We start from the raw sequence: 23,451 nt of genomic DNA on the forward strand, positions 1-23,451 counted from the left end.
CGACAGGGTAGGGAGCGACCTGCGGGTGCCGTGGGACGTCATGGTCGGCGGACGGGGGACGGTGCGCCCCGTGTCACCCGGGTGGAGCAGCCCGCTCGGGGTCGGGCCGCTGTGGCAGGGTGGGTTCATGGGGCACGTGGACGCACAGGGCGGGGCAGGGCAGCGCAGGGACGGGACGCTCGAGGGGCCCACGCTGGCGGCTCTGCGCGACGACGCCGCGGCGGACCTGCCGACGACCGCGGCCCTGCGGCACGCGCTGCACCGGGTGCCCGAACGGGGCCTGTACCTGCCGCTGACGCAGCGTCTGGTGCTCGACGCGCTCGCGGACCTCGACCTGGAGGTCGCGACGGGCCGTGCGCTGTCGTCGGTCACCGCGGTGCTGCGCGGCGCCCGCCCGGGCCCGGCGGTGCTGCTGCGCGGGGACATGGACGCCCTGCCGGTCACGGAGCAGACGGGCGAGCCGTTCTCCTCGCAGCACGCGGGCGTCATGCACGCGTGCGGGCACGACCTGCACGTCGCGGGCCTCGTGGGGGCGGCGCGCCTGCTGGCGGCGCGGCGCGAGGAGCTCGCGGGGTCGGTGGTGCTGATGTTCCAGCCGGGCGAGGAGGGCGACCACGGTGCGCGCCTGATGATCGAGGAGGGTGTGCTGGACGCGGCGGGCTCGCGGGTGGTCGGCGCGTACGGCGTGCACGTGATGTCCTCGACGCTGCCGGTGGGTGTGGTGGCGTCACGGCCGGGGCCGCTCATGGCGGCGTCCGACCAGGTGCGCGTGACGGTCGAGGGGCGCGGCGGGCACGGCTCCAAGCCGTACCTCGCGGCGGACCCGGTGCCGGTGGCGGCGGAGATCGTGCTCGCGCTGCAGACGATGGTGACGCGGCAGTTCGACGTCTTCGATCCCGTGGTCGTCACGGTCGGGCGCGTCGAGGCGGGCACCAAGGAGAACGTCATCCCGGACCTCGCGCACCTCGACGCGACGGTGCGCACCTTCAGCCCGGCGACGCACGCGGCGGCCCCCGAGCGCATCGCTCGCCTGTGCGAGCACGTCGCGGCCGCGCACGGCATGCGCGCCACGGTCGACTACCAGCGCGGCTACCCGGTGACGGTGAACGACGCTGTCGAGGTGGACCGTGCGCGGCGGCTGACCCGCGCGATGTACGGCGCGCAGGGCTGGCACGAGGCGGAGGTGCCCGTGCCGGGGGCGGAGGACTTCTCCTACGTCCTGCAGGAGGTACCGGGTGCGTTCGTGTTCGTCGGCGCGACGCCGGCGGGCCTCGACCCGGCCGACGCGCCGTACAACCACTCGCCGCGCGCGCGGTTCGCGGACGACGCGCTCGTGCCGTCGTCGGCCGTCCTCGCGGCGCTCGCGCTCGACCGCCTCGCGCAGGGCTGAGGGCCGTGCGCGGCCGAGCCCTCAGTACGCCCCGGCACGCGCCAGCACGCTGCGGAACGTGCGCAGGATGATCATGAGGTCCCCGGACAGCGACCAGTTCTCGACGTAGGACAGGTCGAGCTGCACGCTCTCCTCCCACGTCAGGTCGGACCGCCCGCTGACCTGCCACAGGCCGGTGATCCCCGGCTTGGACAGCAGGCGCCGGTGGACGTCGCCGTCGTAGAGCGCGACCTCGCGCGGCAGCGGGGGCCGCGGCCCGACGACCGACATGGTCCCGAGCAGCGCGTTGAGGAACTGCGGCAGCTCGTCGAGCGACCAGGCGCGCAGCACGCGGCCCACGCGCGTGACGCGCGGGTCGTCGGTCATCTTGAACAGCACGCCCGCGCCCTGGTTGCGCTCCTGCAGCGCCGCGAGCCGCGCCTCGGCGTCGACCACCATCGTGCGGAACTTGTACATGGTGAACAGCTGCTCACGGTTGCCGACGCGCTCCTGACGGAACAGCACGGGCCCGCCGTCGTCGAGCTTGATCGCGACGGCCACGGCGAGCAGCGCGGGGAGGAGCACGACGAGCGCGAGCGACGCGACGACCACGTCGACGCCGCGCTTGGCGACGTGCGCGACGCCCGTGTACGTGGGCAGCGACAGGTGCACCAGCGGCATGCCCTCGACGGGCCGCAGGTGGATGCGCGGCCCGGCGACGTACGTCAGGCGGCTCGGCAGGACGAGCTCGGTCGCGGCGCCCTCCAGGGACCACCCGAGCCGGCGGATCGCGGCGCGCCCGCCGGGAAGGTCGCCGGCGAGCACGACGCTGGTGACGCGCGGGTGGTGCGCGCGGTCGACCAGCTCCTCGAGCCCGAAGGTCTCGACGTCGTCGATGCGCGCGTCGGGTGCCGGGTCGACGTCGGTGAGCGCGATGCCGACCACCCGGAACCCGGCGCGGTGGTTGCGCCGCAGGTCCCCGAGCAGCCGCACGACGTCCCGGTGCGGCCCCACGAGCAGCGCGTTGCGCTTGCACCGCCCGCCGGCGCGCCACGCGATGAGCCGGTGCCGCCACGCCAGGCGCGTCACCATGAGCCCGAGCAGACCCGAGCCGAACGCTCCGGCGAGCGTGCCGCGCGGGATCTGCGCGTCGCCCAGGTACGCGGTGCTCATGACGGCCGCGAGCGCGAACACCGACGCGTTGAGGACGCGCTGCAGCTCGGTGACGCCGACGGCGAGGATCAGCTCGGACCGCGAGCGCACGGCCGCGAGCGCGACCAGCCAGATCGCGACCACGGCGGCGAGCCACGACACGGTGGGCACCGGCGCGCCGAAGAACGTCACGGGCCGCGGGCCGCCCCACAGCCACGCGCCGAGGGCGGTCGCGGCGACCACCACGGCGGTGTCGTTCGCGATGAGCAGCGCGTGGAACCGCACGAGCCACACGGGCCGTCGCGGGCCGCGGGTGTGCATGCGGGCGGGGTCCCACCGCAGCGCGTGCGGGGGTGGGGCCTCCGGTGCGGGTGGGGCGGCGGGCGTCGTCACGGGGACGTCCCGCGGTGCTCCCGTGCGGCGCCGGGCGGCCGCCCGCGCGTGCGTCGTGGCCCCGTGCTCTGCGGTCATCGCGTCCCCGTCCGCTCGGTGCCGGCCCGACCCGCCGGCAGGGTGGTCGTCAGGCGTGGGCACCCTCGCGGGCGGACAGCCACAGGTCCTCGACCCGTGGGTAGACCGCGGGTGCGGCGTACGTGGTGGTGAAGCGCTCGCGGGCGCGCTGCACGATCGCGTCGCGCTCGGCGTCGTCGGTGGTCAGGCGTTGCAGCGCGGCGGCCAGCGCGCCGACGTCACCGGGTGGGACGACGACCCCGCAGCCGCCGTCGAGCACGGGGCCGATACCGCCGACGTCGGTGGCGACGACGCACGCGTCGCGGGCCATCGCCTCCAGCACGAACATCGGCAGTCCCTCGTCGCGCGAGGGCAGCACGGCGACGGCCGCGGCGTCGAGCAGCGCGAGCAGGTCGTCGTGGTCGAGCGGACCGACGAACCGCGTCTGCGGCGTGGTCGCGTCGACGACGGCGGGGTCCTGGACGGGCCCGGCGACGAGGAGCTGCCACCCGGGCGGCGGGCCGGCGATCCGCCACGCCCGCTGCAGCACGTCGACGCCCTTGCGGTACCCGACGGCGCCGCCGAACACGACGGTGCGCCGCTTGGGCACGGGGACGCCGGACGGTACGGCGTTGGGCACGAGGTGCACGCGTGCGGGGTCGACGAACCGCTCGACGATCCGCGTGGTCTCGTGCGAGAGGGTGACGACGCGGTCGGCGGCGCGCAGCACGCCGCGCACGAGGCGGGGGTGCGCGGTGGCGAAGGCCGCGAAGTCGGCGCCGTGCAGGTGCGCGACGACGGGCAGGCCGCGGCGGCGCGCGTACCGGAGCACGGCGCCCTCGCGCAGGAAGCTGCCGCGCTCGGACAGGTGCACGACCATGACGTGCGGGCCGGGTGCGGCGGCGAGGCGCCGCACGGCGGCGAGCGCGCGCACGAGGCCGCGGGCGCCGGCGACGTGGTCGCCGGGGTCGCCGCGGGACTCGACGACCTCGACGTCGCAGCGCTCGAACGGCCAGTCGAGGTACGCGTTGACGACCTGGGTCATGCCGCCGGGGACGTCCCCGCTGCGGCCGACGTGGTGGACGACGGTGCGTCTAGCCAACGTGGGCTCCTTCCCTGGGGGTCGTGGTCGCGCCCGGCGCGGGCGTCGCGCGCCCGCCGAGCAGCCGCACGACGTCGCGGCGGACGTCGGCGAGCTCGGCCCGCGCGGCGAGCAGCGCGTCGATCGCGGTGGTGCGGTGCTGCGCGGCGGCCGTGACGCGTGCGAGGACGGTGTCGGCGTCGAGCCCGCTCGCGTCGACCGTCACGTCGGGCACGCCGATGCCGGACAGGTGCCGCGCGGCCTTGTCGGACCCGTCGAGCTGCAGCGACACGGGTGCGGCGCCCTCGGTGAGCCCGGCGACGACGACGTGCAGGCGGTCGCTGAGCACGACGCGTGCCCGCCGGTACAGCGCGCGCAGCCGGGCCTCCTGCACGTCGTGCCCGGTGGCGTGCGCCCACCCGAGCACGTGGGCGCCGAGGTCGGCGGCGACGCGGTGCGTGCGCTCGTCGTCGACGGAGACCTGGGTGACGACCCAGGTCTGCAGGCCCTCCTGCGCGGCGTAGCGGCGGATCGCGTCGAGCACGGCGGGCGTCGGGTAGGGCCGTGGTGCGACCTCGGCGTCGGCGCGGAAGGACACCACGAGCACGTCGCGCGCGGCGGCGTCGTCCCGGGCGGCGCGCAGCGTGGCGTCGTCGGCGCCCTCGGCGAACCCGAGGTCGGGCATCGCGGGCCCGCCGCCCAGGTAGGCGGCGGTGGCCTCGTCGCGCCAGCGCGTCATGGTCGTCAGGCGCACCGACGGCCGTACGAGCAGCGCGGGCAGGCGCGCGAAGGACCGGGCGCCGGTGCCGATGCGCAGCACGGCGCCGCCGCGGGCCCGCACGAGCGCGACGGCGGGCAGCATGACGAGGTGCTCCTTGGTGCCGACGAGCGTCAGCTGGATCTCCCCGGGCTTGAAGACGGACGACGCACGCCTGGCCCAGGCGGAGCGCACGAGCGCGGCGTACCAGCGCGCGAAGGAGCGGTAGGTGACGTCGCCGCGCTCGAGCGCAAGTCCCTCGTCGTACCCGGCGGGGGAGTGCCCCACGTACACGTGCAGGCGGGCGCCGCTCTCGCGTGCCCACCGCAGCAGGGGGCGGCGCAGCAGCACGTCGCCGACGTTCTCGTACTGGCCGCGCGCGACCGCGAAGACGTCGCGGCGGGCGCTCACGCGCGCCTCCGCTGCTGCTGGGGGAGCGGGGGTGTGCGCACGGGCACGATGCGCCGGGTGGCGGCACGCTCGAGCACGTCGCGCGTGACCTCCGGGCCGTCGACGGCGATGCCGAGGTCGCGGTGCCGGACGAGCTCGGCGATCTGCACCTGGTGGTCGTCGACGTGCTCGCCGCGCCCGGCGCGGCGCACGGCCTGCACGGGGTACACGCCGAGGGCGAGCAGGTCGAGCAGGGTGCCGGCGCCGCCGTGGGCGACGACGACGTCGGCCTCGACCGCGCAGCGCGCGAACTCGTCGGGCGGCAGGTGGGTGGTGACGGTGCCGGGCAGGTCGTCGCGCGTGGTGGCGCCGAGCTGCCACACGGTGCGCTCGTCGGCCAGGCCGGAGGCGAGCACGGCGTCGACGACGGAGTCGAAGCGGTAGCCGCGGATCGTGCCGAGCGTGACGAACAGCCGGCCACCGCCGCGGGGGCGCTCGCGGGGCACGGAGCGGAACTCGTCGAGCACGCTGGGGTGGGTGCGCCAGCGTCCGTCGGCCCACCGCTCGTGCTGGGTGCGCAGTGCGACGCGCGGCACGCAGGACAGGATCCGCCCGGTGACGGAGGGGCCGACGATGCGGCAGACGGACTCGATGTAGGTGCTGGGGACCCCGGCGGCGGCGGTCACGGGCAGGGCGCTGACGGCGATGGCGGCACCGGTGCTGACGGCGAGGTCGAAGCGCTCGCGCCGCACGAGGTCGTGCACCTGCGGCACGGCGCGCAGCGTGCCGCGCAGGTCCCGCGGGCCGATGTACGGCAGGTAGTGCACGCGGCGACCGGCCAGCAGCGTCTCGCTCTGCGGTGTGCGGAACGTGACCCACAGCGAGTCGGGGTCGGGCTCGAAGGTGGGCACGAGCCGCACGAGCTCGTTGAGGTGCCCGCCGGTGGAGGCGATGAGCAGCGCCTTGCCCCCGGTGGGTTCCGTGTGCGTGGACGGCAGGACGGCGGTTGCGGTCATGTCGTGCTCCCCCTCGACGTACGTGCTGACGATCGACGTCCGCAGTCGTTCCGCGGTGCTGCGATCAGGCCCTCACGCGCCATCGAGCGGTGCCCCCTGGGGACGATGCTCACATATCCGGCACGCGCGGTGCTATGAGTCAGTGTCGATTTCTACTGCTGTTAATGCTTTTGTAACCGAGCCCGGTGACGGCCCTGGTCAGCGGCCCGACCTCCCTCCCGTCACCCACGCGACGCCCCCGACCGCCGTCCCGGCGACGTGCAGCGCGTGCACGGCAGCGGCGACCTCGTCGCGGTGCGTACGGCCCGGGGCGACCAGCAGCACCACCTCGTCGCACGCCGCCGCGAGCACCGCCGCCGCCACGTCCGCGCGGCCGGTCGCCACGACGACGACCTCGGCGCTCGTGCGCACGTCGTCCCACGCCTTCTCGGCGGCGCGCGACGCGACGAGGTCCGTGCGGTCGCCCTCGGGCTCACCCGCACCCAGCACCCGCAGCGCGGGCACGCTCGTGGGCTGCGCAGCCTCGACCACGGACACCGTGCCCGTCAGCACCTCCGCGAGCCCGGGGCCCGGCAGGCCCAGCGCAGCGGCCAGCCGCGGGGCGGCGAGGTCACCGTCGACGAGCAGCGTGTCGCGGCCCGTGCCGGCGTAGGCCCGCGCGAGCGCCGCGGCCACGTCGAGCGAGGGTGGGTCGCAGGTCACCACCGCCACGGCCGTGTGCGCGCGCGGGCCGGTGCGCGCCAGCAGCGCCGTGCGCAGGGCGGCGACGTCCCCGGGCGGCTGCGTCACCGCGTCCGCGAGCCGGCGGCCCGCGGGGAGCGCGACGTGCGCGAGCACCGGTGCCGGCGTCGCGGCCGCGAGGTCGTGCTCGTCGTCGACCACCGTGTCGGTGCGCGCGCGCCACGTGAGCAGCAGCGCGGCGAGGAACAGGCCCACCAGCAGCGCGCCCGCCAGGGTCAGCAGCGGGTCCGGCGAGCTCGGGCGCTCGGGCGCCACGGCGGGCTGCACGACGGCCAGGTCGAGCGTGACGACGGGCGCGTCGGGGGCGGCGGGCGCGAGCTGGTCGTCCGTGGCCCGCAGCGCGAGCTGCGCGACGACGGTCTGCGCGACGCGCGCGGCCGCCTCGGGGTCGGCGAGCCCCACCGAGACGTCGAGGAACGTGCCCGACGCCTCGGCCTGCACGGCCCTGCCCAGCTCCTCGACGGTGACGCCCCGCAGGTCGAGCTCGGCCATCACCGGCTGCAGCACGGCGGGCGTGCCCACGAGCTCGGCGTCCTGCGCGGCGCGCGCGGCGGCCAGGGTGCCGGCGGGCAGCCCCTGGTCGACGCCCGTCAGGCCCGCGACCCCGTAGAGCACGCGCGTCTCGGCGGTCCACGTGGGGGGCACGAGCCGCAGCACGGCGAACCCCGTGGCGAGCGCCAGCACGACGACCAGCGCGCCCCACGGACCGTGGCGGCGCAGCGTCCGCAGCGCGACGTCCAGGTGCATGGTGTCTCCTCTCGGACCCGGGCGGGTCGCGGTCGTGCTCATGAGCCGGTGGGCAGCGAGGTCGGGTCGGTGGGGCCGGTGCCGGCGGCCCAGGCGACGCCCTCGACGTGGTCGCCCGCGTCGAGCAGTCGCACGCGGCGCACCGCGCACGGCAGGGTGGTGTGGCGCGTGGGCCGCCCGCCCTCACCGCGCCACAGCAGCAGCGCGGCGGGTGCGGTGGGCAGCGTGACGCCCAGACGCACGGCGCCCGTCGCGGTGCTGCGCGCGCCCGCGCGCACGACGGGCGACGTGCTGCCGTCGGCTGCGCGGACCGCCGCCCAGTACGTGTGCTCGCGCCGTGCGCGCAGCCCACCGCGCCCGTCGCGGCCCGGTGCGGGCTCGGCGTCGAGCGCGGGCGCCGCGGGCGCACCCGGCACGGCCGGGGCCGAGGTCGCCTCGGCGCACCACGCGCCGGTCCGGCGGCTCACGGCGAACCCGCGCGCGAGCAGCGCGACGTCCTGGACGGCCGCGCCGACGGGCCCGGTGCCGGTGAGCCGGGGCCCGGCGGTGGCGACCCACGTGCCGGGGTCGGCGGTGTCGACGGTCACCGCGCGCACGTCGTCGGCCCGCACCTCGGTGAGGTCGTGCGCGGACGCGACGTGCAGCAGCGGCCCGTGCGCCGTGTCGGCGTCGCGCGCGTCGTGCAGGTGCACCTCGACGCACGCCTCGAGCCGCACCTGCGACGCGTCGGGCCCGGCCGGGTCGTCGTCGACGAGGACCGCCGGTGTGCGCCCGTCGCGCGCGCAGTAGAACGCGGTCTGCCGGAACGTCACCTGCGAGCGCCGCACCACGACGGCCGTGTGGTCGCCGATGCTGCACTCCTGGTGCCCGCCCTGCACGAGGACGCCGGTGCAGCGGTCGAGCTCGAGGCGGCCGGTGACGTTGGCGTCGACCACCGCGCCGCGGCAGCGCCGCAGCCGGGCGGTGAACAGGCCCGCGTCGGCCTTGCAGCCGCTGAGCACGAGCCCGTCGCCGGGCGCGACCTGCTCCACGAGCGCGCCGTCGTGCCGCTCGCCCTCGCCGTGCCGCGCGTGGCAGCCGGTCAGGCGCGTCGCGTCGGAGTAGTCGGCCCACGTCACCAGGGCGCGCGCACCGACCATGGTGACGTTGGTGAGCTCGGTGCCCGTGCGGTGGGCGAGCACGAGCCCCGCGGTCGTGCCGCGACCGTCGAACGTGCCGTCGCGGACCGCGAGGGCCTGCAGCGCGCCGACGCGCCCGCCCGTGGCGCGGGTGGCGACGGTGACCTCGACGGTGCCGGCGGCCGGGTCCCACGCGCTGCGCAGGGTGTTGGGCCACAGCAGCCACCGCGTGCCGCGGTCGGGGTGGAAGACGTCGCTGGTGGGCAGGTGGTCCCCGGCGACGAGGGTGCCGCCGGCGAGGTCGAGCACGACGCGCGCGTGCGGGTCGGCGCCGTCGAGGAACAGCGGGGTGTCCACGAGGTAGCGGCCGGGGCCGGGCAGCACGACGTGCCCGCCGGCGTCGAGGTGGCGCTGGAGTGCGGGCCCGTCGTCGGTGACGCCGTCGCCGGCCAGGTCGGTGGCGACGCGGCCGGGTGGCTCGCCGGGCGTCGGGGTGGGGGCGGGCTCCGGGACGGCCGACGTGGGCCCCGGGGTGCGCGTGCACGCGGCGAGCAGCGCGGTGCCGGCGGCGCCGAGGCCGGCGAGCACCGCACGGCGCGGCACGGCGCCGGCTGCGTCGGCGCTCGCCGCGGTGCTCGCACCGGGACGGGCCGTGCTCACGTCGCCACCTCCGCCGGGGTGCGCGCCGGGGTGCCGGCCTGCCCGCGCGCCTGTGCCCGCATGCCCGCCACGATCCCGGGTGCGAGGTACAGCAGCGCGTACGACGGCGGCGACGAGAACGCCGCGGCGCCCACCGAGTCGAGCAGCACGAGCACCAGGCAGCACACGCCGCTGATCCGCAGCCAGCGCGTCAGCGGCGTCTCGGCCGGCACCCGCCGCAGCAGCACCGCGAGCGCGCACAGCAGCCCCGCGGCGTAGCAGACGGTGCCGAGCCACCCGGTCTCGCCGAGCAGCGCGGGCCACTGCGTGTCCAGCAGGTACGCGCCCCACCCCTCGGCGCGCCCCAGCCCCCAGACGTGCTCGAAGCCGAGGGCCACGTACTCGGGGCTGTAGTGCTCGGCGGCCGTCGCGCTGCCGTAGCGGCCCAGGCCGGCGCCCAGCGGCAGGTGCTCGGCCGCGAGCGTGAGCCCGCCGGCGGTGAGCAGGGCGCGCGCGGACTCGCCGCTGCCGTAGTACAGCTCGAGGTCCTCGACCACGTACCGCCACGCGGTGGGCCCCGCGGCGAGCAGCACGGCGGGCAGCGCGACCAGCGCGAGCCGCACCACCCAGGGCCGCCCGGCGCGCAGCACGACGCCCGCGGTGGCGAGCACGAGCCCGACGAACGACTTCACGCGGAACGTCAGCAGCGCCAGCCCGGACAGCGCGAGCGCGAGCACGTACCCCCGCAGCGTCGACCGCACGACGAGCTGGTAGGTGAGCGTCGCGGCGGCGAGGATCACGGCGATGCGCCCGTACGCGGCGGGCTGGCGGAACGGCCCCACGACGGCGGCGACGGGCCCGTGCATCTCGGGTGTCGTCTGCGCGACGACGCCCGTCCAGAGCCCGGGCAGCGCGACGTTGAGGACGCCGGTGACGACGAGCACGACGGCGACGACGACGCCGGCGCGCACGATCGTCGTGAGGTGCGTGTCGTCCCACGTGAGCTGCGCGGCGGTGTGGCCGACGAGCACGGCCTTGAGCAGCAGCAGGCCGCCGGCGAGCCACAGGGTCGTCGGCACGTCCTGGAGCAGGGACGACGCGACGCCCGCGAGGCCGAACCCCACGAACCACCACGTGCCGGGGAACCGCACGAGCGTCCCGGTGGTGAGCAGCCGCCGCGCGGTGACGACGGCCGCGCCGACCACGATCATGCCCTCGTCGAGCGCGCCGCCCGCGGCGCCGGCCAGGGCGCCGAGCTGCGTCACCAGCAGCGCCGCGACCACCGTGAGCAGCAGCCCGGTGCGCGGGCGCCACCAGAACAGCGCGGCGAGCCCGGCGAGCCCGGCGGCACCCACCGCGGCGACCGGCACGAGCAGCGCGCCGGCCGTGACGACGACGACCACGAGCCCGCCCGCGGGCACGGTGAGGTACGCGGGCAGCGTGCGCCTCGGCAGTGGCAGCCGCGGCAGGGGCGCGCGGGACCCGGGCGGCGGCCGGTCCGGCCCCTCCCGCAGCGCGGTCCCCGCGGTGGGCGACGAGGTGCCGGTCACCGCGCCCTCCGGGACAGGTGCCGCTCGATGACCTCGGTCTGCGACAGCGCGGTGTCCAGACCGGTGGGCGACGGGTACCCGGGCCTGCTCGCCACGTACGCCAGGAGCGTCCCGGTGGTCTGTGAGGACGACGCGGCGAAGTAGGTGACGTCGAGCCCGTACTGGTCGGCGAGCCGGTAGAACTGCTCGAAGACGAGGTTCCAGCCGCGCGCCGACGCGGCGGACTGCACACCCCCCGGCCCGCCCGAGGGCCACCCGACCTCGCCGGCGGCGCACCGCACGTTCCACCTGCGGCACCACGTGCCGAACCGGTCGACGTCCATGAGCACGGCGTGGTTGCCGGCTAACGGGTCGAACACCGCGCCGATCGGCGAGGAGTAGAAGTGCTGGGAGTACATGACCTTGCCCAGCGGGTCGGCCACCCACGGCCCGTCGGGGGCGATGACGTCGAGGCGCCCGCGCTCGCCGAGCAGGCGCTGCACCCACAGCGTCTGCTGCGCACCGGTGGCCCGCACGGCGTCGGCGGCGGCCTGCGTGAAGAGCCGGTAGCGCGCGACCGGCACGACGTCGATGTGGGTCTCGTTGAGCAGGTCGAACGCGACGACGCGCTCGTCGCCCGCGAACCGCCCGGCGAGCGCCGTCCACACCTTCGCGACGTCGGCGCGCGTGACGCCGTCCCCGCAGACGACCGACCCGGGTGCCTGGATGTTCGGGTAGCTGCACGCGTTGTGCAGGCCGACGACGGTGCGGATGCCGGCGCGCGCGGCCCGGCGCACCTGCTCCTCGACGACGTCGAGGTACGCCTGCGAGACCGGCCCGTCGAGCCCGGCGCGCAGGTTCCCGGACGCGGGCACGGGCTGCAGCCGCACCCACGAGACGGGCAGCCGGGCGACCTTGACGCCGCGGCTCGCGAGGTAGTCCCAGCTCGCCTGGCTCTCGCCGACCTGGTGCGCCGGGCGGTCGCCGCCGAACACGAGGCTGTAGACGTTGACGCCCCGCAGGTAGGAGAACCCGTTGAGGTAGGAGCCGTCGCCCCAGCGCTCGACGCCCGACGCGGGCCGGCCGGTCGCGGGCGTGTTGCCGCCGGACGGGTCGGTGGCCGCCACGGCGGGCGCGGGAGCGAGCAGCGCCGTGACGAGCGCGGTGAGCACGGCGAGCGTGGCTGCGGCGTGGCGGGGGCGGCGGGGTGCGGCCATGGGCGTCCTCCTCGTCAGGCGGGGCGTCGGGCGGTCGTCGCGGGGTCGGTCGGTCGGGGTGGGTGGGGGCCGGCCGGTGGGTCCGGTCGGGCGGCGCGTCAGGCGGCCGTCCCGGACGCCGCGCTCGACTGCCCTCCGGCGGCGCGCAGGCGCTCGCCGAGCCCGACGAGCCGCGCACGGGAGTCCAGGACGGCGTCGACGACGGTGTCGCGGTCCACCCGGGCGAGCCGCGCGACGGCACCCTCGACGTCGGGCAGGTCGTGCGGCAGGCACGTGCCGGTGATGCCCGCGGCCCGCAGGGTGCGGACCACCTTGTCGGGTGCCTCGCCCAACGCGGTCGGCGTGGCCAGGCCCACGGGCACGGCGCCCTCGGTGGCCGCCACGACGACGACGTGCAGGCGGTCGCTGAGCACGTGGCTGCAACGCCGGTAGAGCTTCCGCAGGCGGGCCTCCTGGGCGGCGTGGTCGTGGCCGTCCCACGTGAGGTGCTCGGCGCGCAGGTCGTGCGCGACCCGGTCGCCGAGCGGCGCGTCGCGGGCGACCTGCGTGACGACGACGGGGGTGACGCCCAGGCCGTCGGCGAGCGCGCGCACGCGCCGCGCCCACGACGCGTCGGGGGGCTCGCGTCGCACGTCGCCCGTGCCCTGGCGCACGGAGACGGCCAGCAGCGGCCGGTCGGTGCCCGCACGCAGCGTGCCCGCGTCGGGGCCGAGCGCGAACGCCCAGTCCGGGGCGACGTCGCCGACGCCCATGAGGTCCCGGCTGTACGCGTCGCGCCACGTCACGACGTCGCACAGCCGCAGCACCGCCGCGATGGGCACACGCCACCGGTGGTCGGCCCGCACACCCGTGCCGGCCTGCACGGCGGCCCCGCCGCGGGCGCGGTTGAGCGCGAGCAGCGGCGCGAGCCGCGCGTACCGGCGCGCGTACGCCCGGCGGACCTCGGTCTCGCCGGAGTCGAACCCGTAGAACGACCCGGCGAGCAGCCCGTCGCGCACGCTCGCGCGCCACGACCCGGGGCTGCGGTGCACGACGTCCGTGGGGTGCAGGCCCAGCCCCGCGACGTACCCGTCGGGCTTGTCGCCGACGAAGACGTGCAGCCGGCCCAGCGGCCGCACCTCGTCGAGGTACGCGCGCCGCAGCACGGTGTCGCCGATGTTGTCGTGCTGGCCGACGGCGGAGACGAGGACGTCCATGGGTGTGGTCCTTCCGGTCGGGGCGGTCATCGGGGCGGTCATCGGGCCGCCAGCGCGAGCAGCACGCGGTGGGCGGGCAGCGAGCAGCGGGCGGTCAGGGCGAGTGCGAGGCGGCGGGTGTCGCGCCGGGCGGCCAGGGCGCGCAGCTGGCGGGGGCCGATCTCGTCGCGCAGCGCGCGCAGCCGGTCCGCGTCGGGCACGGCGGAGGCGTCGACGAGGTCCTTGACGGCGGACAGCGTGATGAACCGGCAGCGGAAGTAGTCGTAGTCGGGGTCGCCGGGGCCGATGCCGTGGGCCGCGGCGGTGCGCGCCACCGCGTCCCCGACGACGCGCAGCGACTCGGCGCGGCTGCGTCGGCTCGTGATGATCGACCCCTCGCGCAGCCGGTAGTCGTAGACGTGCGCGTCGATCGCGACGGCCGTGCGTGCGCGACCGAGGGCGGCGGCGGTGAGCGCGAGGTCGGAGTGGGCGCGGGCGCGCACGAAGTCCTCGGGGCGCAGCAGGTCGCGCCGCAGCAGCTTGTTCCACAGGTGCCCGGAGGTCTCGCCGCGCAGCAGCGTGCGCAGCACGTCGGTGCCGTGGCGCGGGCCGGGCGTCGGGCACGGGACGGGCCGCGTCGTGGAGTCCGGGTAGACGAACCGGGAGCGTGCCATGACCACGTCGGCGCCCGTGCGGTGCGCGGCGGCGAGCATGCGCGCGGCGGCCTCGGGGGCGACGAGGTCGTCCGCGTCGACGAACCACACGTACGGCGCCCGCGCGTGCTCGACCGCGACCTGCCGCGCGTGCGAGACCCCCTGGTTGCTCTCCAGCGGCACCACCCGTACGCGTGCGTCGCGCGCGGCGATCGCGAGGCACAGGTCCGCGGTGCCGTCGTGCGAGCCGTCGTCGACGACGATCACCTCGAGGTCGCCGACGTCCTGCGCGAGGACGGCGCGCAGCGCGCCGGCGAGCCAGCCGGCGGCCTCGTAGGTGGGGACGACGATGGTCAGGTCGGTCACGGCGTCACGCTCCTGGGGCGGGGGCGAGGCGGGTGTCGAGGAACTCCAGGACGCGCGACCACACGTGCTCGTCGAGCAGGTGTGCGCCGTGCGCGTCGCCCTCGACGGTCACGAGGTCGTGCGCCACGCCGGCGGCCGTGAGCGCGGCGGCCATGCGCTCGGCGTGCGGCAGCGGGATCGACTCGGCCGTGCCGTGCACGAGCAGCGCGGGGCTGGACTCCGGCGTGGTGGTCAGCGCGGGCGACGCCTGCTCGCTGACCGGGCACTCGTCGACGGCGGGGCAGCCGAGGTAGTCGAGGGTCGCGCGGACCTCCGCCGGCTCGGTCGCCCCGAGCGTGAGGCCCTCGGCGGTCAGCAGCGTCGCGGCGGACAGCGCGACGACGCCGCGCACGCCGGTGACGCTCGCGGGCCGGGCACCGAGCGTGAGGGCGAGCGTCGCGCCAGCGGACGTGCCGACGACGCCCACGCGCTCGGGGTCCACGCCGTACGTCGCGGCCTGCGCGGGGTCGCGCAGCCACGCGACCGCCGCCGCGACGTCGTCGACCGCCGCGGGGTACGTGTGCTGCGGGGCGAGGCGGTAGGAGACGGCGAACGTCGCGACGCCGTGGTCCTGCAGGCGCCGCGCCATGCCGACGACGCCCGCGGTGTCCTTGCTCCCCGCCACGAACGCACCGCCGTGCACGAGCACGACCGCGGGGACGGGCTCGTCGCCGTGCCGCGGCAGGTACGCGTCGAGCGTGAGGGGCGTGCCGTCGGGCGTCGCGTACGTGACGTCCCGCTCGATGCTCGCGGGTCGCACGTGCGCCGCGACGCCGACGACCGGGTCGGGCGGGCCCGCGCACGCGGCGAGGGCAGCCAGCGCGACGAGGGTGGCGGCGGTGCGGGCGGCCACGGGGCGGGCCGCCGTGCGCGGGTCGGCGCTGGTGGGCGTCATCGGTCCTCCGGTGGGGTGTCGGGCGTCGACGGGCGCGGTCCGGCCCCGGCATCAGGCCCCGACCGACTCCCCGCGAGACGTCGATCCAGCCCCGCCGACCCGCCGGTCCCGGCCTCGTCCCCCGCCCCGGCCCCGGCCCCCGCCCCGGCCCCCGCGAGACGTCGATCCAGCCCCGCCGACGCGACGGCCCCGGCCCCGGGCCCCGCCCCAGCCCTCGCGAGACGTCGATCCAGCCCCGCCCCGTCGGCGGCGGCCCTGGTGGTCGCAGCGTCCGCACCGCGCGGGCGCAGCAGCGCGGCGGGCGGCTGGAGGAGCCGCCAGCTCGTCGGCAGTGCCCGCGCCAGCAGCATCGACGCGCCCAGGGCGAGCGCGGTGACGAGCGCGACGAGGGGCGCGCCGCGCGCGGGCATGTCGTGCAGCGCGGGCACCTCGCGCACCGCGAGCACGAGAAGCGTCACGGGGTACAGGTGGACCAGGTACACGGGCAGGCTGCGGCGGCCGAGCTCGCGCAGGGGCCGGGTCCACGCCCGGTCGGCCACGAGGTGCGCGGCGCCGAACGCCGCGGCGAGCAGCGCGGCCTCGCCCAGCAGCGCGGCGCCGGGCACGTTGCGTGCGAGCGGCACGACGACGATCGCGGCGGCCAGCAGCACGGCGGTGCCGAGCGCGGCGGCCACGTGCCGCCACCTCATGGCGGTGACAGCGCGCAGCACCCACGGGCCGGCGTGCACGCCCACGACGTACGGCGCGAGGAACGCCAGCGCCCGGTCCCACGCGAACACGCCGGTGACGAGGAGTCCGGACGTCACGGCCCCGCTGACCAGCACGGCCCCGACGACGGACGCGACGGGGTGCCGCCGGGTGAGCCACGTGACGACGGTGACCAGGGCCAGCGCCCAGAGGAACCAGTAGACGCTCGACGGTGCGACGAGCGCGAGCAGCAGCGTGGCCGGGTCCCGGCCGGACAGCGGCCCGTCCGCCCGCGCGGTGGGCACCGCCGTGAAGAACGCGAACCGCACGAGCGTCCACACCACGAGCAGGTAGACCAGCGGCAGCACGCGGCGCTGCCACACCAGCGGCCACGGGCTCGTCACCAGGCGCTGCTGCATGGCGCCGGCGAGCAGGAAGAACGCCGGCATGGGGTACAGCTCGAGCGCGAGCCGTGCGCGTCCGAGCGGCGCGACGCCCACGTCCGCGGACGCGAGGAACAGCAGCGCGTGGTACGCCACGACCATGACGATCGCGACGCCCTTCGCCAGGTCCACCCAGCCCTGACGGCCGGTGCGCTCAGCCACGGGCCCGGTCCGTCTGCCAGGCGCGGAACCAGCGCGTGAACCAGATCGGCACCTCGTTGCCGACGAACGACGGGGTGGTGTGGCCGAGGTCGTGCGTGCGGACGGTCACGTCGGCGCCCTGCTGGCGGGCCCGCTCGTAGAAGGGGATCGCGTGGATCTGCGGTGGGGTGACGAGGTCGACGCCGGTGGTGTGGACGATGCGGATCCGGTCGCCCGCCCACGCCGAGGCCGGGTGACGGGCGGGGTTGGTGCGGTCGATCGCGGCCGTCGAGTACCCGTAGGCGGGGCCGATCTCGGCGCGGCCGCCCAGGTCGTACGACCGGCGCACGTCCCAGATCGCGTTGACGAAGTACAGGCCGACCACGTCGGGGACGAGCCCGGCGCCGAGCACCTCCGCGGCGAGCGCCCCCCCGCCGGACGTCGCGCGCAGGAAGTTGGCGCCGACGTCCGCGAGCGAGGACACGTAGCGCCACCCGGCCTCCTGCGCGGCGATCGCGTACGGGCCGGCGTACCCGTTGCCGCCCGCGTCCTGGCAGATGCCCACGACCCCGCGGTCGACGAGCTGACGCGACTCGTACCCGAAGCCGTCGAGCAGCGCCGAGTGGTCGGACCCGGACCCGTGGTAGAACCACGTGACGCCGATCGGCTCGTCGAGCCGCAGGCCCTGCGGGATGGTCAGCCAGGCGCGGTCGCCGGCGATGTCGACCTGCACGGCGTCGTAGCGGGTGCCGGCGGCGGTGCGCTGGTCGGCGCGGCGGCTGATCTCGCCGGGCAGGCGCGGCAGCGACGACGCGCGCGCGGCCGGGGTGCCCAGCAGCAGCCCGGCGGCGCCGAGGCCGGCGACGGCGGCACCGGTGAGGAACGTGCGACGGCTGGGGAACGGGGCGGCGCGGTCGGTCATCGCGGCTCCTCGTCGGTCGGGCGCGGCGCGGGGCGCGTCGCGCGTGCGGACGGTCGTGCGGCGGGTGCGCTCAGCGCGCCGCCCGAGATCTCCCCCACCCCGCCGACCGGGACGTCGGTACTCGTCCGGGTGGTCGGAAGGTGACCCGGGTTCCGGTCGGCGGGAGAGGCGGCGGGGGAGGCGGCGGCGACCGGAACCTCACTCACGGTCCGGGGGGCCGGAAGGTGACCCGGGTTCCGGTCGGCGGCGGGGGTGGTCGCGGTGGGGGTGCCGCGGAGCTGGCGCCGCAGGGCGGCGACGGTCTGCAGGTCGCGGCGGTAGGCGGGCACGACGAGCGCGGCGAGCGCGAGCGCGGCGCCGAGCGCGACGGCCCCGACGGCCAGGGCCGTCCACGTCGAGCCGGCCGGCAGCCAGCGTGTCGCGGTGGCCGACGCGACCAGCGCCCACCCGTAGACGAGGACGGTGCGCGCGCCGTTGCGCCAGATCTGCCCCACGGGCGCGTCGGTGACGCGGTGCAGCCACCACAGGTTCGCCGGCCACTGCAGGGCCGTGGCCAGGGCGTACGCCCACGCGATGCCGTACAGCCCCCACTGCGCGCCCGCCACGACGAGCACGATCTGGACGGGCCGCGTGACGAGCGACAGCCGCAGGTGCTCGCGCGTCAGGCCGCGCGAGAGGTACACCCAGTAGCAGGCGTAGCCGGCCATCGTGAAGAACCCGGCGACGGCCAGCACCTGGAACAGCCCGGCCGTCTGCGACCAGCGCGGGCCGAGCGCGACGAGCACGACGGCCGGTGCCTGCGCCGCGGCGAAGGCGAGGACCGCGCTGACGAGGTTGAGCATCGCCGTCTGCCCGGTGAGCAGGAACTGCCGGTACCGCACGGGGTCGTCGACGAGCCGTGACAGCACGGGCAGCGCGACACGCGTGACGGGCGCGTTGAGCTGGTACAGCGGCAGCACGAGCAGCTGGAACGCGCGGTTGTACACGCCGAGCGGCCCGGGCCCCAGCGTGGAGCCGATGACGACGGAGTCCACGTTGTTGCTCGCGTAGGCCAGCACCTGCCCGCCCATGAGGTGGGCGCCGAACGACACGAAGGGCCGTACGGGCGCCTCGCGCGACCACCGCCGCGGCAGCCACCGGCACACCAGCAGCAGCCCCACGAGCTGCGCGGCGAGCTGCACCACCTGCTGGGCGACGAGCGCGTGGTACCCGGCACCACCGGCGGCGAGCGCGACGGCCGTGACGATGCCGACGGCCTGCCCGGCGAGCTCCAGGCCGGTGAGCCACGCGAAGCGCAGACGACGCTGCAGGTCGGCCTTGTACTGCGTCATGACGCCGTTGAGCACGAACGTCACGGACAGGGCGGCCGCGACGGGCTGCAGGCGCGGCTCGTCGTAGAACGCGGCGAGCAGCGGTGACGTGACCAGCACGAGCAGCCCGAGGGCGGCGCCGATGCCGGTGCTCAGCCACAGCAGGTTGCTGCGTTGCGCGACGCTGAGGGTGCGTGCCTGCACGGCGGCGCTGCCGAGGCCGAAGTCGCGCAGCAGGTCGGCCACGCCGATGACGGCCATGACCATGGCGAGCAGCCCGTAGTCGCGCGGTGAGAGCAGCCGCGCGAGCACGACGACCCCGGTGAGCAGGAGCGCGATGCGCGCCCCCTGCCCGACGAGCGTGACGGCGGCCCCGCGGGACGCGGAGACGCCGAGCCTCTCGTCGGCGGTCATCCGTGCCCGCCGACCGTGAGCCTGCCGGGCGCGGGCGTCCCGTGCGCGGGCGTGCCGGGCGCGGGCGTCCCGCTCACGCGGGCGCCGCCCCGCGCGAGCGCGACCGCCGTCCGGTACGCGTCGTCGTGCGCCGCCCCGAGCACGCGCCAGTCGCGCGCCGACAGGTCGGGGCGTGCGCTGCGGGGCGTGGTGGCCGCCCGGTGCAGGCCGTCGGCGAGCACGGCGGCGTCGAACTCGCCGTCGTACTGCAGGACCCAGCCCTCGCCGACCTCGGCGGCGAGCGCGGCGTTGGCGGGCGAGGCGGGCACGAGGCACGGCCGGTCGAGCGAGAGGGCCGCGACGAGCACGCCGGAGTTGGTCATCTGCCGGTAGGGCAGCACGACGAGCTCGGCGGCGGTGACGTGCTCGACGAACGTCGCGTCGGGCACGAACCGCAGGTCGGCGGTGATGCGCGGGTCGCGTGCGACGGCGTCCTCGACGACGCGCGCGATCTCGGGCGTCGGCTTGCCGGCGACGGTGAGGCTGAGGTGGTCGCCCGGCAGCGCGGTGAACGCCGCGAGCAGCTCCTCGACGCCCTTGTAGGGGCGTAGCAGGCCGATGGTGACGAGCCGCCCGGGGGTGGCGGCGACGCGCGGCAGGTGCGCGAACGCGTCGCGGTAGTGGCCCAGCGGGATCTGCACGCTCGCGGCGTCGCCGGGTGCGCGCGTGGCCGGGGTGAGCAGCACGTACAGGCGGGTCGCGGCGTCGACGGCCGCGAGCGCGCGGGCCTCGGCGCGGCCGACGGACTCGTGCGGCACGGTGTTGTGCAAGGTCCGGACGACGGGTACGCGGCGCACGCGCAGCAGCGCGAGCAGCAGGTGCAGCGCGACGTGCCGGGCGGCCCGCCGCAGCGGACGCGGGTGCCGCACGAGCAGCTCGGGCCAGTGGACGTGCAGCACGTCGTACCCGCCGCGCAGCGCGGTGGTCCAGGTGAACGGCAGCGCGTCGACGTCGCCGCCCGCGCCGCCGAGCATCTGGTCGACGTAGCGCGTGGTGCCGTCGGGCGGGTTGAGCGTGTGCAGCACGCGTAGCCGCTGCGCGGGGCCGGGTGCGTCCGGACGGGTGATGGCCGCTGCCGCGCCGGCGTGGTCGTCGGTGTGGTCGGCGGCGGACCGGGGCGGGCGCGTGACGTCGACGGGTGCCGTGGCGTCGGGGGAGCCGGCGGGCGCGTCCACCGGCGACGCGGCGCGCGCGTCGTCCGTGGTCGTGCGGAACTGCTCCATCCCGTGCCCCCAGCCGGTGGAGTGAGGACGCCACGCCTCCGGCCGCGAGCCGCGGCGGACGTACCGCACGGTCGGCGAGGGGGACGGGCGCCGTCGTCGATCCGGACGATCATAGGGTGATATGACCGGAGAAATAACCCGTTGTGTGTGAACTCCTCGTATCCCGGACGCGTCCGGCGCGGGTCTCCTCCCGCCGCCCCCGCCAGCCGCCTGACAAGACCTTCTGCCGCTACCGACCGCCCATCAGCGGCACAAGGTCTTGTTCGGCGGGTGGGCAGTGGCCGGAGGCGGCGGGCGTCAGGAGTGGGCGACGCAGGTCGTCGCGGTCGGTCGGGCCTCCAGGCGGGCGTCGTCGAGGGGCTCGCCGCCCACGGCGCACCGGCCGTACGTGCCGGCGGCCACGCGGGCCAGGGCGGCGTCGATCTCGGCCAGCCGACGGGTCGCGGCGGCACCGAGCGCCTCGAGCTGCGCGCGCTCGAACGCGATGGTCGTGCCCTCGGGGTCGTGCTCGTCGTCGACGTTGGCCCCGCGCGCGGCGTCGACGACGTCCTGGCGTGCGTCACCCAGGCCCGTCAGCCGCCCGAGCGTGTCGGCGCGCAGGGCCAGCAGCAGCTCACGTGCGCGTGCGTCGTCCACCACTCCGGTCTACACGGTGCCGGCGCTGACCGCCGCTTGCGGGCCCTGCGCGGCGGTCACGCGTCGGTGAGGACCGCGTCCGGCGTGGTGGGCGACGGCTCGTCCAGGCCCGCGACGACGCGGGCGTGGGCCTCCTGCGCGTCGCTGCGCGCGCTCTCGACGGCCTGCACCGCCTGCGTCGTCCGCTCCTGCAGGGCCTTCGCCTCGCGCTCGACGAACTCCACGGCACGCGTCGCGCGGGTGGCCTCCTGCGCCGCCTTGCCCCGCCCCTGGACGAACCGCGTGACGGCGGCGATGCCGGCGGCGACGGCGGCCAGGCCGTAGACCCACTGCATGTCGGACCCGTCGACGACCGCCGCGAGCAGCAGCACGCCGGCGGCGACCGCGAGCCCGACGGTCAGGGGCGTCTCCCACGCGGCGGGCACGTACTGCGGCGTGCGGGCCCTCTCCAGCGCCGCGCCCAGACCCTCCACGGCCTCGCCGGGCCGGGCCCGCAGCGTCAGGCCCAGGGCCTGCGCGTCGACGTGCGTCGGTACGGGGACGTCGCCGTCGGCCAGGGCCGCGTCGGCGACGCGCCGGAGCCACGGTGCGGTGGCCTCGCGGGCGAGGACGCCGGCGGGGTCGCGGCGGGTCAGGGCGTCGTCGCGCAGCAGGTCGAGCAGCGCGCCCGCGGGGGCGTGCCAGGTGGCCCCGGGCGCCTCGCGGCCGGCGACGACGGCCTCGAGCTCGGCGACGCGCGTCATGAGCTCGCGCTCCTCCTCTGCGCCCTCGTCGACGAGCGCCCGCAGCACCGCGGCGAGCTCGTCGAGCGCCGCGGTACGCACGGCGGCGCGGTCCTCGGCAGCGGTCTCGCCGTCGGGCGTGCCGAACACCGGAACGTCGTCACCGGGGTCGGCGGGCGTCTCGACGAGCGCGCGCAGGGCCTGCAGGGTCGCGGCGGACCGACGGGCGCGGGCCGCGGCCTCGGACGTCCGCGGGCCCGTGCCGCCGTGGCTCGCGGACGCCTTCACCTGCTCGCCCCACGCGGTGACGGTCTCGTCGGCCGTCGCGGACGGCAGTGCGGCGACCGCGGCGCGCAGCCGCTCGAGCAGCACGGCCCGGGCGTCGTCGCCGAGCAGGCCGTGCGCCGCCGCGAGCCACAGGGCACGCTGCGCGCGCGTCACGGGCTCGGTGGGCGTGAGGTCGCCCAGCGCGTCGGGCGCCCAGCGCCGCACGAGGTCCGGCAGCCCGGTGACGGCCCCGGCGATCGTGAGGAACGTCGCGGTGCGGCGGCGGTCGATGACGGCGGCACGCTCGGCCGCGTCGGTGTCGTCGGTGCCGAGCGCGGCGAGCGCGTCGGCGAGCCAGTAGCCGGGGGAGGCGGGGCTGCCGGCGACGTCGAGCACGGGCCCGTCGGCGCGTGCCGTGCCGAGCGTGACCAGCCGGGCGCGCGTGGCCTGCCGCACCAGCGCCGGCCCGGCGACCAGCGAGAGCTGGTCCCGCAGCGAGCTGAGCTCGACGAACGCGGTGAACGCCTCGCTGAGCCGCGTCAGGCGGGCGTCGAGCGACCCGCGCAGCGCCGCGAGGTCGTTGCGCAGCGCCGACGCGGTCTGGCTCGCACGGTGCAGGGACGAGCGCACGCTGCCCAGGTCGTCGGTCAGCTCACGGATCCGCTGGGACTGGGTGTAGTCGGACTCCTGGACCCAGCCACCGAACAGGTCGCTCATCGCCACGCTCCTCACGGGTAGGCCCGTGACGATAGTGGGCGGATCGTGGCGACGCGTCCGGATCGCCCCCGCACTGCTCCGCCCGGGTGGTGGGGCTGGATCGACGTCTCGCGGGGGAGTGGGGGGTGCGGGGAATGGGCGTACGCGGGCCGGTAGCCTGGTGGCGTCTGCGGGAGTGCTCGCAGGTGTGTCCGGCGCTGAAGGAGCGGAAGTGCCCACCGGCAAGGTCAAGTGGTTCGACACCGAGCGTGGCTTCGGGTTCATCGCCGACGACGAGGGCGGCGAGGTGTTCCTGCACGCCTCCGCGCTGCCCGCGGGCGTCACGGCGCCCAAGCCGGGCACCAAGGTCGAGTTCGGTGTGGCCGACGGGCGTCGTGGCCCGCAGGCGCTGTCCGTGACGTTCCTCGACCCGGTGCCGTCCGTGGTCAAGGCCAAGCGGGCGCCGGCGGACGAGATGGCCGTGGTCGTCGAGGACCTCATCAAGGTGCTCGACAAGGTCGGCAACGACCTGCGCCGCGGCCGCTACCCCGAGGGTCAGCGCGCCACCCAGTACGCCACGCTGCTGCGGGCCGTCGCCGACAAGCTCGAGGCCTGAC

19 protein-coding genes are annotated in these 23,451 nt (G+C 76.9%); 2 read left to right on the forward strand and 17 right to left on the reverse strand.

Annotation, left to right across the window (positions count from 1 at the left end; genetic code table 11):
• The first annotated feature begins 127 nt into the window (after window positions 1-127).
• On the forward strand, window positions 128-1,390 hold the full coding sequence (locus CFLA_RS03670) for a M20 metallopeptidase family protein (protein ID WP_148234275.1): 1,263 nt from the start codon (window positions 128-130) through the stop codon (window positions 1,388-1,390).
• A gap of 21 nt (window positions 1,391-1,411) precedes the next feature.
• On the opposite strand, the gene CFLA_RS03675 is transcribed toward CFLA_RS03670, so the two are convergent.
• The 17 genes from CFLA_RS03675 to CFLA_RS03765 all read right to left on the reverse strand — a co-directional run bounded on the left by CFLA_RS03675 (window position 1,412) and on the right by CFLA_RS03765 (window position 22,855).
• Window positions 1,412-2,992, reverse strand: coding sequence for a sugar transferase (locus tag CFLA_RS03675; protein ID WP_013115974.1), 1,581 nt, complete (start codon window positions 2,990-2,992; stop codon window positions 1,412-1,414).
• Between the two features lie 49 nt (window positions 2,993-3,041).
• On the reverse strand, window positions 3,042-4,073 hold the full coding sequence (locus CFLA_RS18870; protein WP_013115975.1) for a glycosyltransferase family 4 protein: 1,032 nt from the start codon (window positions 4,071-4,073) through the stop codon (window positions 3,042-3,044).
• On the reverse strand, window positions 4,066-5,220 hold the full coding sequence (locus CFLA_RS03685) for a hypothetical protein (RefSeq protein WP_013115976.1): 1,155 nt from the start codon (window positions 5,218-5,220) through the stop codon (window positions 4,066-4,068). The genes CFLA_RS18870 and CFLA_RS03685 overlap by 8 nt, the downstream gene beginning before the upstream one ends.
• Window positions 5,217-6,215: a glycosyltransferase gene (locus tag CFLA_RS03690; RefSeq protein ID WP_013115977.1), complete on the reverse strand. Its 999-nt coding sequence runs from the start codon at window positions 6,213-6,215 to the stop codon at window positions 5,217-5,219. The genes CFLA_RS03685 and CFLA_RS03690 overlap by 4 nt, the downstream gene beginning before the upstream one ends.
• 198 nt (window positions 6,216-6,413) lie before the next feature.
• Window positions 6,414-7,703 (reverse strand): LPS biosynthesis protein, encoded by a 1,290-nt coding sequence (locus CFLA_RS03695; protein ID WP_013115978.1) that lies wholly within the window; start codon window positions 7,701-7,703, stop codon window positions 6,414-6,416.
• Between the two features lie 38 nt (window positions 7,704-7,741).
• Entirely contained in the window at window positions 7,742-9,481 is a 1,740-nt protein-coding gene (locus CFLA_RS18875) for a hypothetical protein (protein ID WP_013115979.1), read from the reverse strand.
• The gene (locus tag CFLA_RS03710; RefSeq protein WP_013115980.1) at window positions 9,478-11,010 is read right to left on the reverse strand and encodes a hypothetical protein; all 1,533 of its coding nucleotides are present in this window, start codon (window positions 11,008-11,010) and stop codon (window positions 9,478-9,480) included. Before CFLA_RS03710 ends, CFLA_RS18875 begins: the two co-directional genes overlap by 4 nt.
• Window positions 11,007-12,206: a glycoside hydrolase family 5 protein gene (locus CFLA_RS03715; protein WP_013115981.1), complete on the reverse strand. Its 1,200-nt coding sequence runs from the start codon at window positions 12,204-12,206 to the stop codon at window positions 11,007-11,009. The genes CFLA_RS03710 and CFLA_RS03715 overlap by 4 nt, the downstream gene beginning before the upstream one ends.
• A 98-nt stretch (window positions 12,207-12,304) precedes the next feature.
• Window positions 12,305-13,402 carry a polysaccharide pyruvyl transferase family protein gene (locus CFLA_RS03720; protein ID WP_013115982.1) on the reverse strand — a complete coding sequence of 366 codons (1,098 nt, stop codon included), beginning with the start codon at window positions 13,400-13,402 and terminating at the stop codon, window positions 12,305-12,307.
• Window positions 13,403-13,440: 38 nt separating this feature from the next.
• Window positions 13,441-14,400, reverse strand: coding sequence for a glycosyltransferase family 2 protein (locus CFLA_RS03725; protein ID WP_013115983.1), 960 nt, complete (start codon window positions 14,398-14,400; stop codon window positions 13,441-13,443).
• Window positions 14,401-14,404: 4 nt separating this feature from the next.
• Window positions 14,405-15,334, reverse strand: a complete 930-nt coding sequence (locus tag CFLA_RS03730; protein WP_013115984.1) for an alpha/beta hydrolase — start codon at window positions 15,332-15,334, stop codon at window positions 14,405-14,407.
• A complete protein-coding gene (locus CFLA_RS03735; RefSeq protein WP_013115985.1) occupies window positions 15,331-16,626 on the reverse strand; it encodes an acyltransferase family protein in 1,296 nt (431 codons plus the stop codon). The genes CFLA_RS03730 and CFLA_RS03735 overlap by 4 nt, the downstream gene beginning before the upstream one ends.
• A complete protein-coding gene (locus CFLA_RS20295) occupies window positions 16,619-17,527 on the reverse strand; it encodes an alpha/beta hydrolase family protein (protein WP_013115986.1) in 909 nt (302 codons plus the stop codon). The genes CFLA_RS03735 and CFLA_RS20295 overlap by 8 nt, the downstream gene beginning before the upstream one ends.
• Window positions 17,524-19,251, reverse strand: a complete 1,728-nt coding sequence (locus tag CFLA_RS03750) for a lipopolysaccharide biosynthesis protein (RefSeq protein ID WP_013115987.1) — start codon at window positions 19,249-19,251, stop codon at window positions 17,524-17,526. The genes CFLA_RS20295 and CFLA_RS03750 overlap by 4 nt, the downstream gene beginning before the upstream one ends.
• On the reverse strand, window positions 19,248-20,513 hold the full coding sequence (locus CFLA_RS03755) for a glycosyltransferase (protein ID WP_013115988.1): 1,266 nt from the start codon (window positions 20,511-20,513) through the stop codon (window positions 19,248-19,250). The genes CFLA_RS03750 and CFLA_RS03755 overlap by 4 nt, the downstream gene beginning before the upstream one ends.
• Before the next feature lie 297 nt (window positions 20,514-20,810).
• Window positions 20,811-21,149, reverse strand: a complete 339-nt coding sequence (locus CFLA_RS03760) for a TraR/DksA family transcriptional regulator (RefSeq protein ID WP_013115989.1) — start codon at window positions 21,147-21,149, stop codon at window positions 20,811-20,813.
• A gap of 56 nt (window positions 21,150-21,205) precedes the next feature.
• Entirely contained in the window at window positions 21,206-22,855 is a 1,650-nt protein-coding gene (locus CFLA_RS03765; protein WP_013115990.1) for a hypothetical protein, read from the reverse strand.
• Between the two features lie 211 nt (window positions 22,856-23,066).
• On the opposite strand from CFLA_RS03765, the gene CFLA_RS03770 reads away from it, so the two are divergent.
• Window positions 23,067-23,450: a cold-shock protein gene (locus tag CFLA_RS03770; protein WP_013115991.1), complete on the forward strand. Its 384-nt coding sequence runs from the start codon at window positions 23,067-23,069 to the stop codon at window positions 23,448-23,450.
• Window position 23,451 lies beyond the last annotated feature (1 nt).

The sequence above is a fragment of the Cellulomonas flavigena DSM 20109 genome, from assembly GCF_000092865.1.
In the GTDB taxonomy this organism is placed as follows: domain Bacteria; phylum Actinomycetota; class Actinomycetes; order Actinomycetales; family Cellulomonadaceae; genus Cellulomonas; species Cellulomonas flavigena.

Bases quoted from the DNA above. Each gene is read 5' to 3' on its own strand.
- CFLA_RS03670 (WP_148234275.1), top strand. From the start codon at position 128: ATGGGGCACGTGGACGCACAGGGCGGGGCAGGGCAGCGCAGGGACGGG.
- CFLA_RS03755 (WP_013115988.1), bottom strand. From the start codon at position 20,513: ATGGAGCAGTTCCGCACGACCACGGACGACGCGCGCGCCGCGTCGCCG.
- CFLA_RS03730 (WP_013115984.1), bottom strand. From the start codon at position 15,334: ATGACGCCCACCAGCGCCGACCCGCGCACGGCGGCCCGCCCCGTGGCC.
- CFLA_RS20295 (WP_013115986.1), bottom strand. From the start codon at position 17,527: ATGACCGACCGCGCCGCCCCGTTCCCCAGCCGTCGCACGTTCCTCACC.
- CFLA_RS03715 (WP_013115981.1), bottom strand. From the start codon at position 12,206: ATGGCCGCACCCCGCCGCCCCCGCCACGCCGCAGCCACGCTCGCCGTG.
- CFLA_RS03675 (WP_013115974.1), bottom strand. From the start codon at position 2,992: ATGACCGCAGAGCACGGGGCCACGACGCACGCGCGGGCGGCCGCCCGG.
- CFLA_RS03720 (WP_013115982.1), bottom strand. From the start codon at position 13,402: ATGGACGTCCTCGTCTCCGCCGTCGGCCAGCACGACAACATCGGCGAC.
- CFLA_RS03750 (WP_013115987.1), bottom strand. From the start codon at position 19,251: ATGACCGCCGACGAGAGGCTCGGCGTCTCCGCGTCCCGCGGGGCCGCC.
- CFLA_RS03690 (WP_013115977.1), bottom strand. From the start codon at position 6,215: ATGACCGCAACCGCCGTCCTGCCGTCCACGCACACGGAACCCACCGGG.
- CFLA_RS03695 (WP_013115978.1), bottom strand. From the start codon at position 7,703: ATGCACCTGGACGTCGCGCTGCGGACGCTGCGCCGCCACGGTCCGTGG.
- CFLA_RS03765 (WP_013115990.1), bottom strand. From the start codon at position 22,855: ATGAGCGACCTGTTCGGTGGCTGGGTCCAGGAGTCCGACTACACCCAG.